The organism is Halalkalibacter oceani, from assembly GCF_040544555.1.
Lineage (GTDB): Bacteria > Bacillota > Bacilli > Bacillales > Bacillaceae_D > Halalkalibacter > Halalkalibacter oceani.
In genome coordinates this window covers 38,523-53,755 of record NZ_JBEPKD010000028.1, presented here as the reverse complement: position 1 = coordinate 53,755, position 15,233 = coordinate 38,523, and the positions used below count along the sequence as shown (strand labels likewise).

Below are 15,233 nucleotides of genomic sequence, written 5' to 3'. Positions count from 1 at the left end.
CCTTAGAGATGATGAGGTTGATAGGTCTGGTGTGGAAGCGTGGCGACACGTGGAGCTGACAGATACTAATCGGTCGAGGACTTATCCAAGCAATTCTTGATATTTGCACAATCATGATCTAGTTTTGAAAGAATCAAGTCCATGTCCCCTGTTTTTGGGGACTGGGCGAAGCAATGTGCGGAGTCGCTACAAGTTTTTCAAAGTCTAGAGAGGAGTGGGGTTCTCCACTCTAGACGAGTAGCGTACGGAGCCATTGCGACTTCCCCGATATAGATTGATCAAAGAGAACCTAACAAGGTAATCTCTCGATCAAAAGTCCGGTGGCGATAGCGAAGAGGTCACACCCGTTCCCATGCCGAACACGGTCGTTAAGCTCTTCAGCGCCAATGGTAGTTGGAGGCTTCCTCCTGCAAGAGTAGGACGTTGCCGGGCGATAAAGTACAATCCAAGCGGATTGTGCTTTTTTATTGCACAAAGGATAACGCACAAGGCGCGAAGAGCACTCGTTCGGAAGAACGAGCAGCTTCTGTGAAAAAGCCGATGGGTACTGCGTGAGAAAACAGCGAAGCAAAGCAACCTGTCCCCCTGTGAGACGAACCGTTTGTCTTCGTAGGAGTTCATGAAAAAGGGACATAGGAAAGCGACAAGAGCATCATCCCCGTAGAAGACAAATGGCGAGCCAGGACGTTGCCGGGCGATAAAGTACAATCCAAGCGGATTGTGCTTTTTTTGTATGTTTGAAAGTAAAAGACACTGGTTTGAGAGAACAAGGGACTTTTCATGAGAAAGCCAAGGGTACGGTGTAATGAAGCAACGAAGCAAAATGTCAAGTTCCCTCTTTGGCTGCTTCATAAATAGTTGAGGAATAAGTATTAAAAATAGTATGAACATTCAAATTTTTATATTATGATATAGAATGTTAGCAATGACCTAGTAAGAAAGTGGGGGATAGGATGAAAAGCATTAAGTCAAAAATAGTACTTGGTTTTTCAATCATTATTTGTATTCTATTATCATTTTCTGCTTACAGTATTTATAGCATTCGGCAAACGACAGAATCGATTGAACAGCTCCGATCAGAAAAAGTTCCCGTTGTGATAATGAGAGAAAGATTAGCACTTAATATTGCAGAAAGGCTTGCTTTGTCCAATAATTATGTGTTAGCCGGGAGAGATGAGACCTTGCAGCAATTCGAGGAATTAACGACAGAGAGCAAGGCGCTGGAAAATTGGCTAGCTGAAAATACGAATGATGATGAAATAAATGAATTAATCATTCAAAGTGATGTGTGGGCCACCTTGTTAGAAACAGAAATTTTTGTACGCTCCGATACGGAAGATAACGATCAGGCGATCCGGATGCTTTCCTCCCAGGTGACCCCTTTGGCGAACCGGCTTATGGAAGGTCATAAAGAGGGAGCCGAGAGGGAGGAGCAAGAGCTTTCTCTCCAGCTGGATGAGATGGCGAGAGGAAGCATTCAGCTTCTAAATGTAACCGCTATCATAGCGGGGAGCGTGTTCGTTCTCAGTATCATGATTGCCTTATTTATGGCGAATCTTATTGTAAAGCCGTTAAAGATGCTGTTGCAAAGAGTGAAAATTGTGGCGACCGGCGATTTATCAATGGATCAAATTTCGATACGGACAAAGGACGAGGTAGGCCAACTGTCGGAGGCTTTTAATGACATGACAGGAAGTTTAAGAAGTCTGTTGAAAAAGACATTGGGCATGTCGGATCAAGTAGCGGCGACAGCAGAGCAGCTGTCAGCGAGTTCACAAGAAACGGCTGCAGCAACAAATCAGATAGCCGGGGCGATTCAAACGGTTTCTACAGCTTCCGAACAAGGGGTACGTCAAGCGAAAGAAAGCAGTATCTCGGCCGGGCATGTAAATGACGGGATTCACAAAATTACCGAGGCGGCAAATGGAGTGGAGCAGCTGGCAGACGAGGCTTCGCGTCAGGCTCTGGAAGGAGAAGAGGCAATAGAACAGGCTGCCGAACAAATAAATACAATTCAACAAACGGTTACGCAGGCGGCGGCGCTTATTCACCAATTAGGCGAGCAGTCTAAAGAAATTGATCAAGTCGTGACCCTTATTACAACAATTGCTGAGCAGACGAATTTGTTAGCGTTAAATGCGGCGATCGAAGCAGCGCGGGCAGGTGAGCATGGTAAAGGCTTTGCCGTTGTCGCTGATGAAGTGCGGAAGCTGGCAGAAGAATCCCGCCAGTCAGCTCAGAAAATAGCTGGGATGCTTGAGTTGATTCAAAAGGGCACAGTGCAGGTGGTCGATGAAATGAGCAAAGGTACAGCGGAAGTGGAAGCGGGTACAAAAGCCGTTCACAAAGTTGGTGAGTCGTTTACAAGTATCGCCGCGGCAATTGAGCGCGTGACAGGAGAAATGAGTCATGTCTCGGCAGCGACAAAGCAAATCTTGCAGCATACAGGCCAGCTCAATGAGGCTCTCACTTCGATGGAATATGTCTCTGTTCAAAATGCAGAATCTGCTCAAGCCGTTGCCGCCAGTGCCGAGGAGCAGCTGGCATCGATGGAGGAAATCGCCAGTTCGGCAGAAGCATTAAGTCAACTGTCGGTAGAGCTGCAAGGTGCTGTCGGCAAGTTTACGCTATAGGCGAGGATTAAAGATAGTTTCAAAAGACTGAGAAGTTGGCAGCGAAAAGTGAGCAGAGAAAGACAGATGCTTTCCCTGCTCACGAAACCTTTAGTCTAAACTGATCTTTTCGACATTGACACGGCCGGAGAAAAAGGTAGCTCCGCCGCCCATATCTGCCAATCGATCTGGGGTGAGGGCATTGACCGTTTGCTTTTTTCCCGGCATATCAGCCCAGAGTCCCTGGCTGACGACAACGCCGGGAAGGACGTTATCTCCGACAGCGGCCGTCAGCTCGCATTCACCGCGCGCATTCCAGAGGCGGACAAGCTCGCCATCCTCGATATTTAAAGTTTCCGCATCTTTTTTGTTCATATGAATCTTCGCTGTCTTTTCCAGTTTAATATGCTTTTCGTTGTTGGAAAAGGTTGAGTTCAGGAAATTATGATTTGGACCCGGTACGAATAAAAATGGAAACTCCTCTTCTTCGACAAGCGGCGTATATGTCGGGAGAGGAGGATGACCATCCTTGGCCATCAGCTCGGAATACAACTCAATTTTTCCGCTCGGCGTATCGAGCTTCTTCAATGAAAATGAACTCCGATCAGCTTTGACGTAGTGGTTTTTGACCAAATCCTCGTAGCGGATATGCTTGATAAAAGGGTTGTTCGACTGGGCAAGCGTCTCTTGAATCAGCTCTTCATCGGAAGCTTGGAGAGCCTCGTCGTCATAGCCCATTGCCGCTGCCAACAGACGGGATACCTCCATATTCGATTTGCTTTCGCCATATGGCTCGACAACAGGCTGCTGCAGTTGCATATAGTGATGCCAGTAAGAGGCATAAAAGTCGGTTTGTTCAAAGGCCGAGGTCGCCGGTAGGACGATATCGGCGTACTTGGCCGTTTCTGTTAAAAAGAGATCGTGCACGACGGTGAACAAGTCGTCGCGGCTTAATCCTTTTCGGACTTTATTGCTCTCCGGTGTGACAACAGCCGGATTGGCATTGTAAACAAATAATGAATAAACCGGAGGATCGGCTTCAAGCAGCACCTTGCCGAGCTGATTCATATTAAACGTTCTCGTCTGCTTGTTCTCAAGTAAGTCCGGACGCTGGAGCGCTGCGCTATTATGGCGCAAAAAGCTTTTATTAGACTTAATTGCCCCCCCTCCTTTTACTTGCCAGGCCCCGGTGAGAGCCGGGAGACAGGCGATGGTGCGGACAATCATTCCGCCATTATCATGGTGCTGGAGTCCGTTGCCGATCCGGATAAACGATGGTGACGTTGTTCCGTACATCCGTGTCAGCGCGTAAATATCATCGACAGGCACGCCGGTAATCTCGGAAACCGTTTGTGGATCGTACTGTTGGACATGCTCCTCCAGCTCCGCATAGCCGACGGTGAATTCCTTCATAAAGTCGCGATCGACCATCTTTTCAGCAAAGAGGATATGCATCATTCCGAGCGCCAGTGCGCTATCGGTGCCGGGACGGATCGGAATGAACCAGTCGGCCATCCGTCCTGTCTGGTTTTTATGGACATCGATTACGACAATTTTAGCGCCGTTTTTCCGGGCTTTCTGGGCAATCGTCATTTGATGCATATTCGTGCTGACGGCATTGATGCCCCACATGATGAACAGCTTCGTTTCCGTCGTTTCCTCAGGGTCTGTTCCGACGCTGCCGCCCATCGTATACTTATAGCCGGTTGAGCCGGCGACAGAGCAGATTGCCCGCTCGAGCTGACTCGCTCCGAGCCGGTAAAAAAAGCGGCGATCCATTCCTTCGGCGTTACTATTTCCCATATTGCCGTAAAAGCTGTAAGGAAGAATGGACTCTGGTCCATGTTCCTTTATGAAACGCTTCCAGTTTGAGACAATCGTTTCAATCGCCTCGTCCCATGTAATCGGCGTAAAGCTACCGTCTCCTTTTTTCCCCGTTCGTTTTAAGGGAGTGGTCAGTCTTTTCGGATCGTAGAGTCGATCCGTCATATGGCGGACTTTGTTGCAAATGTTTCCTTTCGTGACCGGATGATCGGGATCTCCTTCGATTTTAACGATTTTCCCGTTTTCTTTATGCACGAGAAGGCCGCACTGATCTGGACAATCAAGTGAACATACAGATGGAAAAATTCCGTCTTTTTTCAATAGGTTTGCATGCATATCATCTAATCCCCTCGAAAAATAAAGTTACTAGATTATATCATTTAATGGAATCGTAGAAAAGGGAGGGGGGTACACGCACGTTGATCTGCTGTAATGAATATGATAGTGAAAACGTATGAAACGGCGTCGCAGCGCCGATAATGATGGCAGAGGTGATTGAAATGCCAGTAAAAAAGTCGATGATCATTCGTCTTGGCGACACTTGTGTCTTATGTAAGCAGCAGATGGAAGACGGAATTCATCTGTGCGAGGTTCATGTATGTGAAGAATGTGAACGGAAGCTTGTTGATGTGAATGTCGATGATCAAACGTATCCTCTTTACGTGGAGAAGCTGCGGCAGCTTTCACTTGAGCGTTTTTTATAAAGAATTTTTGCAAGCGGGCGCCCTTCCTATATAATAGAAGAAATTAAGTAGCGTTTTCGTAAGGGGGTTCTCCTTCGTGGGGAAAGCACGTATTCCATTAATTCAAGCTTTGCAGGATCATCGCCGGAAGCAGCCTTATTCCTATCATGTTCCGGGTCATAAAAATGGCCGCTTTTTTCATTCGAGCCTGAAAGCTGATTTTCAAGGAGCGCTCGGCTATGACGTCACAGAGCTGATCGGTCTCGATGACCTGCATGCGCCGGAGGGACCGATCAAGGAGGCGCAGGATGCCGCGGCCAGGCTGTACGGCGCCCGCGAAAGCTTCTTTCTTGTCGGGGGGACGACAGTTGGAAACTTAGCGACATTATATGCTTTGTTTTCACGCGGCGATACGGTATTTATTCAGCGCAACAGCCACAAGTCGGTCTTCCATGCAGCCGAGATCGCCGGCGTGCAGCCGGTTCTGATCGGGCCGGAATATGATGAGGGCACCGGGCATGCAGTCGGCCTTACCGCGGCTGCACTTGAGGCTGCACTCGCACGCTATCCCGAAGGAAAAGGGCTTGTGTTGACCTATCCGAATTATTTTGGCGTCAGTCTGGCGATCGAGCCGGTACTGGAGGTGGCGAAGAAGGCGGGTCTGCTTGTCGTCGTCGACGAGGCTCACGGGGCTCATTTTTGCTTAGGGGAGCCGTTTCCGCCGTCGGCCTTAACAGCAGGAGCGGATGCCGTCGTTCAATCAGCGCATAAAATGCTGCCGGCCTTGACGATGAGCTCGTATCTTCATTTGAACGGCACGCTGACTCAAGCGCAGTGCGGCAACGTGAAGGAGGCGCTGGCGATGTTCCAGTCGAGCAGCCCGTCTTATTTGCTGCTTGCGTCGCTTGACGGGGCGAGGGCGTATCTTGAAGAGCTGGACGCGAATGACATTCGTTCGATCCTGGATGAGGTGGATCAGCTGAAGCAACGGCTCGCTAAAATTGAGCAAATAAAAATCATAAATTGGCCGGAAGAAAGGTATCATTTCGATCCGTTAAAAGTTACAATTAAATCAAATACAAATCTAACAGGCTATCAGCTTCAGGAGCTTTTTTATCAGATAGGGCTTTATCCGGAAATGGCCGATGAATGTCATGTGCTGTTAACGCTCGGCCTTGGCAGGGGAGCGGTACCGCAGCGGGCGATCGATCAATTACAAGAGCTGTTAAGTCCGCATGAATTGGTGCCTGAGGTTAAGCAGCTTCCAATTGACATCAGCCGGGTGACAAGGCTTCATGCCTTTGCTGGAGAGCTGGCTCATATGCCGAAGCAACGTGTCGGCTTACAGGAAGCGAGCGGCAGGATTGCCGCTGAAACGATCATTCCGTACCCTCCGGGGATTCCGCTTGTGCTTAAAGGGGAAATGATCACGGAGCGTGCAGTGGAAAGCATTCGCCGGCTGCAGCGGGCCGGGGCGACATTTCAGGGAAGTCAGCCGGAGCTTGAATCGGTTTTAGTGACAGAGTTGGAGGAAAGACAATGAAGGAAGGGCTTTTTATTACCGTAGAAGGCGGAGAAGGAGCTGGCAAAACGAGCGTGTTGCACTACATTGAAGCTCGTTTGCGGCAGGAAGGGCATAAGGTGATGCGCACAAGAGAGCCTGGTGGCATTGATATATCCGAGAAAATCAGAGCGGTGATACTCGATGTCGCCCATACAAAAATGGATGCCCGCACCGAAGCGCTGTTATACGCTGCCGCCCGCCGTCAGCACCTCGTCGAAAAGGTCATTCCGGCATTACAGGCAGGCACGATTGTGTTGTGTGACCGCTTTATTGACAGCAGCCTTGTGTATCAAGGTTATGCAAGAGGGATTGGTTTTAAAGCAGTAAAAGCGATAAATGAGTTTGCGATTGAAGGGTACATGCCGGACATCACGCTCTATTTTGACGTGGAGCCCGAGGTGGGACTCGCCAGAATTGAAGCTGACCGCAACCGTGAGCTGAACCGGCTTGATCAGGAGAACCTCCGCTTTCATCAGGAGGTGCGCGCGGGTTACCAGCTCGTGCTTGACCAATTTCCCGAGCGAATCAGGCGCATTGACGCCAATCGGGCGATCGAGCATGTACAGGAAGAGGCGCTTCGTCAGGTGAAAGCATTTTTAGATGCTCAAATGATAAAGTAGCACGATTATGAAAAGGAGCTGAAAAAAGATGAGACTAATCATGGCTGTTGTGCAGGACAAGGATAGCAATCGTTTGTCAGATGCGCTTGTGAAGGCTGATTATCGGGCGACGAAGCTGGCAAGTACGGGAGGATTTTTGAAGGCCGGTAATACGACGTTTCTGATCGGAACAGAGGATGAGCATGTCGATGACGTGATGGCGATCATTAAAGAAAATTGCCAAAGCCGTGATCAGCTCGTCGCTCCCATTTCGCCGATGGGTGGCAATGCAGATTCCTATGTCCCGTATCCGGTAGAGGTGCAGGTCGGAGGAGCAACCGTATTTGTTTTGCCAGTCGAGCAATTTGAGCAATTTTGAGGTGGAAAGAGCCATGCAATCATGGGAGCAATTAAGCGTCATGCAGCCGAGAGTGGTGCTCATGCTGACGAAAGTAATTGAAAGGAACCGCCTGGCGCATGCCTATTTGTTCGATGGCAGCAGCGGGACAGGAAAACAGCAGGTGGCTCTTCAGTTAGCGAAGAGCTTCTTTTGCCGGAACAGGACGGGGGCCGAGCCGTGCCAAACGTGCCGTGATTGCCGCCGGATTGAACACGGCAATCATCCCGATGTTCATTTTATCGAGCCGGACGGGCAGTCGATCAAGAAGCATCAGGTTGAATACTTGCAAAAGGAATTTACATATAGAGGCGTCGAGTCGGGAAAGAAAGTTTATCTCATCAATGATGCTGATCTCATGACGGCCAGTGCGGCAAACAGCATGCTGAAATTTTTAGAAGAGCCGACAGCGGACACGTTGGCGGTGCTGATGACGGAGCGGCGTCAGAAAATCCTGCCGACGATTCAGTCGCGCAGTCAGCAGCTCAGCTTCGCTCCCTTGCCGCGGCAGTTGTTTGTAGACAAGCTTGAAGCAGAAGGAATTTCCAGCGGAAATGCGGTTTTATTGGCTGGATTAACAACAAATTACAATGAGGCAATCACTCTATTAGAGGGAGATTGGATTGCGAAAGCACGAAGCGTAGTGATACAATTGATGGAAGAGCTTTATCAACGGCCAAATCAAGTTTTATTTACGTTGCAGGAAAAGTGGCTTCCTTTATGTAAGGAGCGCTGGCAGCAGGAAAAAGGCCTTGATATGATGCTCTTATGGCTGAGAGATGTGATGTATACGAAAGTCGGAAAGCAGGACGGTCTGACCTACATTGATCAGCAGAAACAAATCGAACAACAGGCGTTCTCAAGCTCGCATGATCGCGTCAGCGAAAAGATGTCATTTGTCGAAGAGGCAAAAAGGCAGCTTCAGGCCAATGCGAATCTGCAGCTCCTGATGGAGAAGCTGTTGCTTACAATACAGGAGGGATAGAAGATTGCATCAAGTTGTGGGCGTCCGTTTTAAAAAAGCGGGCAAAATCTATTATTTCTCCCCTGGTACGTTTCAGTTGGAGGAAGGAGAATCCGTCATTGTTGAAACGTCAAGAGGCATTGAATACGGACGGGTTGTCATCGGAACGAAAACAGTCGGTGAAAATGATGTCGTCCTGCCGTTAAAGCAGGTAATCCGAATTGCCACACAGAAAGACAAATTAACGGTGCAGGAAAATCTCGAAGCGGCAAAGAAAGCCTTCGATGTATGTGCAGAGAAAATAACGGCCCATGAGCTCGATATGAAGCTTGTTGATGTGGAATATACATTTGATCGAAATAAGGTGCTGTTTTATTTTACGGCAGATGGGCGAATTGATTTTCGTGAGCTGGTGAAGGATCTGGCGGCGATTTTCCGGACGAGAATTGAATTGCGGCAAATCGGCGTACGGGACGAGGCGAAAATGCTCGGCGGTATCGGTCCTTGCGGAAGAGTGCTCTGCTGTTCCTCGTTTCTCGGTGATTTCGAGCCGGTTTCGATCAAAATGGCGAAGGATCAGAATCTTTCGCTGAACCCGGCCAAAATATCAGGGCTGTGCGGACGGCTGATGTGCTGTCTCAAATATGAGAATGACATGTATGAATCAGCGAAACAGCAGCTTCCTGATGTCGGAAAGCGCATTAAAACACCTCATGGGAAGGGAAAGGTGATTGGGCTTAATCTCCTTGAACGTTTAATTCAGGTGGAGCTGGCTGATGGAGAGCGGATTCTCGAATTCACGATGGATGAGTTATTCAACAAAGAATTTGTGCCAACAGAAGCCACAGAATAATGAGGTGGGAGCAGAGTGGACAAAAAGGCAATATTTAAGCAAATGAGTCAGCTTGAAGAAAGAGTCGGTTCCTTTCATCAAGATGTGCGCGGCCTAAAAGAACAGCTCGCTTTTTTAATAGAAGAAAACCATTCACTCCGCATTGAAAATGAAAAGCTGCGCGAACGTCTGGAAGGGCAGCAGGAAAGCGAAGCGAAGGCTGATCCGAAGAAACAACCAAATCAAAAGAAGCCTCTTGTCGGCGAAGGTTATGATAATTTAGCAAGATTATATCAAGAGGGCTTTCATATTTGTAATACACACTATGGAAGCATTCGTTCAGATGGAGATGATTGCTTATTCTGCCTGTCCTTTTTGCATCAGAAATAAGCAATATACGAGGTTGTCCCGTGCAGGCCGAAATGTCGGCTTGGGGGCAACCTTTTCTTTAGAGAAAGTGGAGGTTCGAGGAAGGCACTGGCTGAGAACAAAGATCATTGCAGTGCTTCTAAGAAAAGGAGATGACGACAAGCAGTGGATTTATTACAAGGTGAACGCTGGGATTACATTGCCGGGACTGAGCTGCGTGTGATCCAAAGCCCGGATGTGTTTTCGTTTTCCATCGACGCGATTCTGCTCGGCAGATTTGTGAACGTGCCGATTCAGAAAGGCCGCATTCTTGACTTATGCACGGGCAATGGAGTCATTCCTTTAGTGATGGCGACTCGCTCAAAGGCGGAAATCATTGGCGTCGAGCTGCAAGCGCGGCTTGCCGATATGGCAAGGCGGACGGTGGAGGCGAATCAATTCAGCGGCCGGGTCGACATTGTGGAAGCGGATATTAAGCAGCTGCCGCAGGACGTCAGGCGTGGCTCGTTCGATGTCGTGACATGCAATCCTCCCTATTTTCAAACAGCGACAATCGCCGAGCGGAATCTTAATCCGCATCTCGCTATTGCCCGGCATGAGATCCACTGCACGCTTGAGGATGTGATCCGTGCCTGCAGTGAATGCGTGAGGCAAAAAGGCAAGGTTGCCCTTGTCCACCGGCCCGAGCGGCTGGGTGATCTGATCACGCTGATGCGCGCCTATCGAATTGAGCCGAAGCGGATGCAATTGATTTATCCGAAAGTGGGTAAAGAAGCGAATATGGTATTACTAGAAGGAATTAAGGATGGGCGGGCTGGGATGAACTGCTTGCCGCCGTTAACCGTTTATAATGAAAAAGGGGAATACAGCACGGCGTTTCGGGCCGTTTATGAAAACAGCGCCGACCAACAGCAATCAGTGAGAAAGGATAATTGCGATGCAGCAGCAAAATAGCTTTGCCGAAAGGAACGAAGGTGGACTTTATCTCGTGCCGACACCGATCGGAAATTTAGAGGATATGACCTATCGGGCCGTCCGCACTCTTCGGGAGGCAGATCTGATCGCTGCCGAGGATACGAGACAGACGATAAAGCTTCTACGTCATTATGAGATTGAAAATACGCTCGTCAGCTATCATGAGCATAATAAGCATAAGGCCGGGGAGAGTCTGATTCGACAGATGCAGGAAGGAAAATGGATCGCGCTTGTCAGCGACGCCGGAATGCCGGCTATTTCCGATCCTGGCGAAGAGCTTGTCCAGCAGGCGATTGCGGCAGAGCTCCCTGTCGTGGCGCTGCCCGGGGCGAATGCGGCGTTGACGAGTCTTGTCGCATCAGGCCTTCCCGCTACCCGCTTTCAATTTATCGGCTTTTTGCCAAGGCAGAACAAACAGCGGCAGGCTGTGCTGGAACAGGTGAAGCAGCATGAATCGACACTGCTTTTTTATGAAGCGCCTCACCGGATTAAGGAGACGCTGAACGCATTGCTGGCGGTGCTCGGAAATCGGCGGATCGTCATTTGCCGGGAACTGACGAAGAAGTTTGAAGAATATCAGCGAGGTACGATTGAAGAAGCAGTACACTGGTGTGAGGAAGGAACAATTAAAGGTGAATTTTGTCTCGTTGTTGAAGGGACGGATGGTCAGGCAGAAGCTGATGCTTGGTGGGAAAAGCTGAGCATTGTACAACACGTTCAGCATTATATCGGATTAGACATGAACCAGAAGGAAGCGATTAAGCAAACAGCGAAGGATCGCGCTCTTCCGAAAAGGGAGGTTTATGCGGCTTTCCATCAGCTTGACTGACGAGCCGCGATATTTCGCAAAAAAAAATGTCTGCAAAGGCTTTTACACCTTTGAGACATCTGTGGAGTTTTCACCTATTAAGCTTTTGATGTGCGCGCAAGGTATTCCTGAAGGTCTTTCAACACTTCTTCGGCACCTTGTGGGCTCAAAATGATTTTTCCATTGGCAATGGAAAGGTTGTCATCAGACACTTCACCAGTAAGTTGACAAGTCATGTTAGGCTTGTACTTCTTCAAAATAATGCGGTCATTGTCAACATAGATTTCGAGTGCATCCTTTTCAGCGATGTCAAGTGTACGACGAAGTTCAATTGGAATAACAACTCGTCCTAATTCATCAACTTTACGAACAATCCCAGTAGATTTCATTATCCATTTCCCCTCTCAACAATATATATTTTATAATGATGTGTCATTATTCGACATATTTCTATCTGAACTAAGAATACCAGTGTTTCCAAAACGAGTCAATTCTTTTTTTGACTAACTATGTAAAAATTCGTGAAATTTCAAAAAAATGATAAGAAAACGGGAGTATGTAAGGATTTTTCAGAATGGAGGGAAGAGAATTGTTGGAAATATCCTCTTTATTAGTAGAAAAGATCAAGGGAATTAATGGAAAAATAAAATCGACATATCAACACAATCAAGAGGATAAAAAGATCATTCGACAAAATCTCCTTAAATCAGGGGCGGAATTTCGACAAATGTGTCGATATTCGACAGAAACCATTTCAAAGTGGCTGGATGGACGAGAGGTGGCGGGAGTTGACGGCTCTGTCAATCAGACAAAGGGAGAGGCGCCACATGTGCTTTATGTTTTCCAGGCGCTCGCCAAAACGACAACTGGTCATCAATGCTTAACCTCGGATGTGTACGCGCCTATATTGGAAAAAAACGATGAAGAAGATCAAGGGAAAAATTGGCGGGCCCATATTTTAGCCAAGCTTGAGCTGGAGGCCGCTTTTCAGTTGCTTGAAGAAAGGGATGTCGGGCTGCTGTTGATGGATGGGGCGCTTTATCATTATCGGATTGACGCCCAGGAAGAATGGGAAAAACTGCGGCAGAAGGCGCTTGAAAAAGAAGTCGTCTTAATCGGCGTGTCGGAAGAAATTACGACGGAAAACTTAATGAAGCTTGAAGCGTTTCATATGTACCGCAATCGGCCGCAGGCGTTTGACCGCGACTTGTTGTTCGGCGTATTGGAGCGTGATGAGCTTGTTTATGTTGAAACAATCCAGCATAAGGCCGGCTTGCAGTCCGTCTGGATGCGTCCGAGTGCCGATCCGGCGATTACCGGATTCGATATGCTGGAGGAACAGGCTCATCTGAAAGAAGAGGTTGGCAATTTGCTCGCGACGTTAACGCCGAAGGATGGACGCGGCATTCCACTCTGGCTTGATTACATCGACAGGGAGGTGCGCGTCACTGATAAATTGGTCGAAGCGCTTGTCGAGCAATATATTGATCCGGAGCTGCAACATCGTTTTTTTGCCAAGAAGAGAAACTACCGTCCGTATTAGGAGAAAAAGGAAGGAAGATGGCTGATGCAAGTTGTAGGGGTAACGACGCAGCATGAAGTGTATGTCGCGTCAAAGGTTCACAAATTTCGCATGAATGAAATGGTCGTCATTGAGGATGGAGACCTGTACCAGCCGAAAGGAGAGGTGGTTGAAACCTTTTCCTATAACCGCTATATTCCGATGGGCTTTGATAAAGGGCTGGCCGATGATCAAGTGCTAAAAACACTTGAGCATATCGGCTATGACATCGGAGCGGATGATATTCATTTAGCGAAGGTAAGGCTGTTTGAGGAGGCGGTCCAGCCGATCCAGACCGGGGCCGAGGTTCGCCATCCGCATTTTGACGAAATTTCGTCCTTGCTGGTTAAGGCTGCTCCGGAGGAAGGGCTCGTTCTTGGAGAAGTAAAGTCGACTGACTTTATTAGCGAGACGATTCCGGCTTCTCTGAAAGGGCTGCTTTCGATTCAGGATCATGAGGGCGTTCGTCCGCAAAACGGTGTTCCCTTCATTTTCGATATTCGGGCGATGCAGCAATACCCGCATATTGGCGTTTTCGGCGGTTCGGGCTCAGGAAAGTCATTTGGCTTGCGGGTAATGCTGGAGGAACTGATGAAGCTGCGCATTCCGACGCTCGTCTTTGACCCTCATTTTGAGATGAATTTTTCTGCCAAGGCTGAAGGGGTGACCGATTCAATCGATTATCAGGAACGCTATCTTGTCGTCCAAATCGGAAGAGATGTCGGCGTCGATTTTTCGGCTTTGTCCGTTCGTGATGTGGAACGGCTGCTGTCGGCTGCCGGCTCATTAACCGAGTCGATGATCAACGTCATTCAGTCGACGCATAAGCGCAAGGACAGCTACCAGTCTTTCAGCGACCGGATTGCCAACCTTGCCGCCGCTCTGGAATTAGGGAAGCAGAAAGTGGAAGCGATGCTGCACGACGGCGGGATGACGCGGGATGAGCTGGATCGCTTTGATACATATCGCAAGCTGCTTGACCAATTCGGCAGTCTGCCGCTCGCTTCGGTGAAAGGGATTCAATGGCGGGTAAACCGGCTTAATCAGGCCGGGCTGTTCCAGCAAAATATCCGCTCAATTGAAGAAGGAATCCATAGTGGCCAGCTTGTCGTCGTTCAGGGACCAGTATGGCTGCTGCAAGTGTTTTCAAGCTACGTCGTCGGCGCACTATACGGCAAGCGCCGCTCTTATAAGGATGCAAAGCTGCAGCAGCTGCAAGGGGAGTTTTTCCCGCCTTTTGTCATCGTGACCGATGAGGCTCATAATTTTGCGCCGAAAGGCTTTGACGCACCGGCGAAGTCGGTGCTCAAGGAAATTGCCCAGGAGGGTCGGAAGTACGGAGTCTTTCTCATTTTTGCGACGCAGCGTCCGACGTTGCTTGATGAAACGATAACAGCCCAGCTCAATTCGAAGTTCGTTTTTCGTACCGTGCGCGGCACCGATATCCAAACGATTAAAGAAGAAACCGATTTGACGCATGAGGAAGGCAAGCGGCTGCCTTATCTTCGCTCCGGCGACGTCTTTGTTTCTTCAGCGATCATGGGCCGGACGATGGCTGTTCGAATCCGGATGGCGCATTCGTCCAGTCCGCATACGTTAAACCCGTTCGACGAGCTGCGGGAGATGAAGCAGCAGGACAGCAGCCAGCTGCTTGAAGCGCTCAAGCCCCAGCTTCCGCTTGCGGAAACAAGCATTATGAGTCAGCTGACGGCATTAAATGAAGCGGCAAAAAGAAGCTGGGATGTGCAGCAGTGGAAGAAGGAGCTTGACCGGCTTAGCCGCGACGGTCTGCTGAAAAAAGAAAAGACACCGTTTGCGACGCTGTATACCGAGCCTTGACGGGATCGCCTGATTTCGGTATATTTTGGGTATAATCCAGACATAATGGAGAAAAAAGAAAAGCGTTGATCCGATGAAGGGATAAGTACGGCAGAGTCGTCTATAAGTAGCCAGTGTGCTATGCAGAGAGCCGGGGGAGCTGGAAACCGGTATAGAGGATGGTCGGAAAATGGTCCCGGGAGGAGTTCATCTTCGAGTGGCTGTGC

Annotated in this window: 14 protein-coding genes and 2 rRNA genes; 14 read left to right on the top strand and 2 right to left on the bottom strand. The window is 48.8% G+C overall.

The window, feature by feature from the left end:
* The 3 genes from ABMB67_RS20325 to ABMB67_RS20315 all read left to right on the top strand — a co-directional run.
* Nucleotides 1–89: ribosomal RNA gene (locus tag ABMB67_RS20325) — 23S ribosomal RNA — on the top strand; the annotation flags it as partial.
* Nucleotides 90–316: 227 nt separating this feature from the next.
* A 5S ribosomal RNA gene (gene rrf, locus ABMB67_RS20320) occupies nucleotides 317–432 on the top strand.
* 521 nt (nucleotides 433–953) lie between these two features.
* Nucleotides 954–2,633, top strand: coding sequence for a methyl-accepting chemotaxis protein (locus ABMB67_RS20315; RefSeq protein WP_354573154.1), 1,680 nt, complete (start codon nucleotides 954–956; stop codon nucleotides 2,631–2,633).
* Nucleotides 2,634–2,723: 90 nt separating this feature from the next.
* Here the strand turns inward: ABMB67_RS20315 and ABMB67_RS20310 are convergent, their stop codons facing one another.
* Entirely contained in the window at nucleotides 2,724–4,772 is a 2,049-nt protein-coding gene (locus tag ABMB67_RS20310; protein ID WP_354573153.1) for a molybdopterin oxidoreductase family protein, read from the bottom strand.
* 164 nt (nucleotides 4,773–4,936) lie between these two features.
* Between ABMB67_RS20310 and ABMB67_RS20305 the strand changes: the two genes are divergently transcribed.
* The 9 genes from ABMB67_RS20305 (at nucleotide 4,937) to rsmI (ending at nucleotide 11,648) form a co-directional block, all read left to right on the top strand.
* Nucleotides 4,937–5,140, top strand: a complete 204-nt coding sequence (locus ABMB67_RS20305) for a sigma factor G inhibitor Gin (RefSeq protein ID WP_251224471.1) — start codon at nucleotides 4,937–4,939, stop codon at nucleotides 5,138–5,140.
* A 76-nt stretch (nucleotides 5,141–5,216) separates the two neighbouring features.
* Nucleotides 5,217–6,662 carry an aminotransferase class I/II-fold pyridoxal phosphate-dependent enzyme gene (locus ABMB67_RS20300; RefSeq protein ID WP_354573152.1) on the top strand — a complete coding sequence of 482 codons (1,446 nt, stop codon included), beginning with the start codon at nucleotides 5,217–5,219 and terminating at the stop codon, nucleotides 6,660–6,662.
* On the top strand, nucleotides 6,659–7,303 hold the full coding sequence (gene tmk / locus ABMB67_RS20295) for a dTMP kinase (protein WP_354573151.1): 645 nt from the start codon (nucleotides 6,659–6,661) through the stop codon (nucleotides 7,301–7,303). Before ABMB67_RS20300 ends, tmk begins: the two co-directional genes overlap by 4 nt.
* A gap of 28 nt (nucleotides 7,304–7,331) precedes the next feature.
* Nucleotides 7,332–7,661, top strand: coding sequence for a cyclic di-AMP receptor DarA (gene darA / locus ABMB67_RS20290; protein WP_251195306.1), 330 nt, complete (start codon nucleotides 7,332–7,334; stop codon nucleotides 7,659–7,661).
* Between the two features lie 13 nt (nucleotides 7,662–7,674).
* The gene (gene holB, locus ABMB67_RS20285; RefSeq protein WP_354573150.1) at nucleotides 7,675–8,664 is read left to right on the top strand and encodes a DNA polymerase III subunit delta'; all 990 of its coding nucleotides are present in this window, start codon (nucleotides 7,675–7,677) and stop codon (nucleotides 8,662–8,664) included.
* Between the two features lie 4 nt (nucleotides 8,665–8,668).
* Nucleotides 8,669–9,496 carry a PSP1 domain-containing protein gene (locus ABMB67_RS20280; RefSeq protein WP_251224475.1) on the top strand — a complete coding sequence of 276 codons (828 nt, stop codon included), beginning with the start codon at nucleotides 8,669–8,671 and terminating at the stop codon, nucleotides 9,494–9,496.
* A gap of 15 nt (nucleotides 9,497–9,511) precedes the next feature.
* Nucleotides 9,512–9,865 carry a DNA replication initiation control protein YabA gene (yabA, locus tag ABMB67_RS20275; RefSeq protein WP_251224476.1) on the top strand — a complete coding sequence of 118 codons (354 nt, stop codon included), beginning with the start codon at nucleotides 9,512–9,514 and terminating at the stop codon, nucleotides 9,863–9,865.
* 144 nt (nucleotides 9,866–10,009) lie between these two features.
* Nucleotides 10,010–10,798 (top strand): tRNA1(Val) (adenine(37)-N6)-methyltransferase, encoded by a 789-nt coding sequence (locus ABMB67_RS20270; protein WP_354573149.1) that lies wholly within the window; start codon nucleotides 10,010–10,012, stop codon nucleotides 10,796–10,798.
* Complete coding sequence (gene rsmI, locus ABMB67_RS20265) at nucleotides 10,782–11,648, top strand: 16S rRNA (cytidine(1402)-2'-O)-methyltransferase (protein ID WP_354573148.1); 867 nt, start codon at nucleotides 10,782–10,784, stop codon at nucleotides 11,646–11,648. Before ABMB67_RS20270 ends, rsmI begins: the two co-directional genes overlap by 17 nt.
* Nucleotides 11,649–11,725: 77 nt before the next feature.
* Here rsmI and abrB read toward each other — a convergent pair whose 3' ends face one another.
* Nucleotides 11,726–12,016: a transition state genes transcriptional regulator AbrB gene (gene abrB, locus ABMB67_RS20260; protein WP_251224479.1), complete on the bottom strand. Its 291-nt coding sequence runs from the start codon at nucleotides 12,014–12,016 to the stop codon at nucleotides 11,726–11,728.
* A 185-nt stretch (nucleotides 12,017–12,201) separates the two neighbouring features.
* On the opposite strand from abrB, the gene ABMB67_RS20255 reads away from it, so the two are divergent.
* Both ABMB67_RS20255 and ABMB67_RS20250 read left to right on the top strand, forming a co-directional pair.
* A complete protein-coding gene (locus tag ABMB67_RS20255) occupies nucleotides 12,202–13,170 on the top strand; it encodes a DNA double-strand break repair nuclease NurA (RefSeq protein ID WP_354573147.1) in 969 nt (322 codons plus the stop codon).
* A 24-nt stretch (nucleotides 13,171–13,194) separates the two neighbouring features.
* Complete coding sequence (locus ABMB67_RS20250) at nucleotides 13,195–15,027, top strand: ATP-binding protein (RefSeq protein WP_354573146.1); 1,833 nt, start codon at nucleotides 13,195–13,197, stop codon at nucleotides 15,025–15,027.
* The last annotated feature ends 206 nt before the right edge of the window (nucleotides 15,028–15,233 follow it).

What these genes read in the sequence shown, in the direction of transcription:
- ABMB67_RS20315 (WP_354573154.1), top strand. Translation starts at nt 954, where the DNA reads ATGAAAAGCATTAAGTCAAAAATAGTACTTGGTTTTTCAATCATTATT.
- ABMB67_RS20310 (WP_354573153.1), bottom strand. Translation starts at nt 4,772, where the DNA reads ATGCATGCAAACCTATTGAAAAAAGACGGAATTTTTCCATCTGTATGT.
- ABMB67_RS20305 (WP_251224471.1), top strand. Translation starts at nt 4,937, where the DNA reads ATGCCAGTAAAAAAGTCGATGATCATTCGTCTTGGCGACACTTGTGTC.
- tmk (WP_354573151.1), top strand. Translation starts at nt 6,659, where the DNA reads ATGAAGGAAGGGCTTTTTATTACCGTAGAAGGCGGAGAAGGAGCTGGC.
- darA (WP_251195306.1), top strand. Translation starts at nt 7,332, where the DNA reads ATGAGACTAATCATGGCTGTTGTGCAGGACAAGGATAGCAATCGTTTG.
- holB (WP_354573150.1), top strand. Translation starts at nt 7,675, where the DNA reads ATGCAATCATGGGAGCAATTAAGCGTCATGCAGCCGAGAGTGGTGCTC.
- rsmI (WP_354573148.1), top strand. Translation starts at nt 10,782, where the DNA reads ATGCAGCAGCAAAATAGCTTTGCCGAAAGGAACGAAGGTGGACTTTAT.
- abrB (WP_251224479.1), bottom strand. Translation starts at nt 12,016, where the DNA reads ATGAAATCTACTGGGATTGTTCGTAAAGTTGATGAATTAGGACGAGTT.
- ABMB67_RS20255 (WP_354573147.1), top strand. Translation starts at nt 12,202, where the DNA reads ATGGAGGGAAGAGAATTGTTGGAAATATCCTCTTTATTAGTAGAAAAG.
- ABMB67_RS20250 (WP_354573146.1), top strand. Translation starts at nt 13,195, where the DNA reads ATGCAAGTTGTAGGGGTAACGACGCAGCATGAAGTGTATGTCGCGTCA.